The sequence below is a fragment of the Parafrankia sp. Ea1.12 genome (assembly GCF_900465275.1).
In the GTDB taxonomy this organism is placed as follows: domain Bacteria; phylum Actinomycetota; class Actinomycetes; order Frankiales; family Frankiaceae; genus Parafrankia; species Parafrankia soli.
The window spans coordinates 1-1,445 of record NZ_UBIZ01000477.1; the positions used below are offsets into that span (position 1 = coordinate 1).

Annotated in this window: 2 protein-coding genes and 1 pseudogene; 1 reads left to right on the top strand and 2 read right to left on the bottom strand. The window is 69.3% G+C overall.

The features are described 5' to 3' along the window. Window positions 1-28: 28 nt before the first annotated feature. Complete coding sequence (locus FMEAI12_RS28610) at window positions 29-652, bottom strand: IS630 family transposase (RefSeq protein ID WP_112108511.1); 624 nt, start codon at window positions 650-652, stop codon at window positions 29-31. Continuing rightward, window positions 616-1,104, bottom strand: a complete 489-nt coding sequence (locus FMEAI12_RS28615; RefSeq protein WP_112108512.1) for a winged helix-turn-helix domain-containing protein — start codon at window positions 1,102-1,104, stop codon at window positions 616-618. The genes FMEAI12_RS28610 and FMEAI12_RS28615 overlap by 37 nt, the downstream gene beginning before the upstream one ends. Window positions 1,105-1,208: 104 nt before the next feature. Between FMEAI12_RS28615 and FMEAI12_RS38760 the strand changes: the two are divergent. Continuing rightward, window positions 1,209-1,445: pseudogene (locus FMEAI12_RS38760) on the top strand (group II intron reverse transcriptase/maturase); the annotation flags it as partial.

Genomic DNA, 1,445 nt, shown 5'->3' on the forward strand with positions numbered 1-1,445 from the left:
CTACAGAGCTTGAATGGTCAGGGTCTGGCTACGGGGGTTCCGGGTCGAGGGGCAGGTCGGTCTGGCCGAGGAAGCCGGCGATCAGGTCGGGGCGGTACTGGATGCGCTTGAGCAGGGTCTTGATCGTGGCCGTGAGCTGGTCGACGGTGACGCGGACGTGGTTGCCCAGGTCGCGTTTGACGTGGGCCCATACGCCTTCGACGGGGTTGAGATCCGGGGCGTAGGCGGGCAGGGGCACCACGGTCAGCCAGCGGGCGTGGCGGGTGAGGAACACGCGCATCGCGGCGCTGTGGTGGGTGTTGAGGTTGTCCCAGCACAGGATGATCGGGGCGTTCAGCTGGTGGTGCGCGGCGACGAGCAGGGTGGCGTAGTCGTCCTCGGAGAAGCTGCGGCGCTCACCCTTACGGCCATGGTGGGTGAGCACCCGGTAGAACAGCCGGGGCCGCTGGCCGGGCCGGTAGCAGACCAGAGCGGCCATCGACACCCGCCCCGAGCCCTTCCCCGACACCCGCACGGTCGGGGTGTGTCCCCGCGGGGCCCAGGTCCGGGCCTTGGGCGGGCGCAGGCTCTGCCCGGCTTCGTCCTCGAAGACGATCCACGCGCCGGTCGTCGCCGCTAGCCTCGTACCTTCGCCCAGGTCTCCGCGCGCCACGCGGCGACCTTCTGATCGTCGCGTTCGGCGGCGCGACGGGCGGGAATCTGGGGGCTGTAGCCCAGGCGGTGCAGCAGATACGACGTACCGCGCAGGGTGTAGCGGGTGTGGAACAGCCGGCCGATCAGCAGGGTCACCCGGGCCAGGGTCCAGCGCTGGTCGGGCCAGCCGTGCGCGGCCGGACCCAGGTCCAGTTCCCCGCGCAGCCGATCAAGCTGGCGGTCCGATAGCCGGCACGACGCCCCGCTCGGTCCCCGCGACGCCAGCGCCGCCGTGCCACCGGCCTTCCAGCGCCGTTTCCACTGGTAGGCCGACTTCGTACTCACCCGCAGCCGCTCGGCGACCTCGACCGGAGCGACACCTGCGGCGAACAGGTCCGCCGCCTGCGCCCGGACCGCTTCCCGCCGGGCACGACCCTGCGCGGTAAGCCCGCCACCATCCGCATACCTCATGCCAGCGGCAAGCCCTGAGCACGGTCAGGCCATACCCGGACAGACCGGATGTGATCAAACAGACCCCGACCATTCAAGATCTGGTAGCGCCGGGATAAACCGGCTTGGAGAAGGAGATGGAAGAGCTCTACGTCGAAGGAGTAGCGACCCACGACGACCCCGAGCCATGTGGCTGCTTCCGTAAGGGGGCTGCTGAAGCGTTGGTAGGGGCACGTGTAGGCCGGGTGATTGAGCCGCGAAATGAACAGTTCCAGGGCGCCGACACGTTCAGATCCGTGGAAGGCAACACCGCCGGGAGCGTTAGTCGCGAGTTCCCGGTGGGCCCGGCGCGGTCAGACCTA

What these genes read in the sequence shown, in the direction of transcription:
- FMEAI12_RS28615 (WP_112108512.1), bottom strand. Translation starts at nt 1,104, where the DNA reads ATGAGGTATGCGGATGGTGGCGGGCTTACCGCGCAGGGTCGTGCCCGG.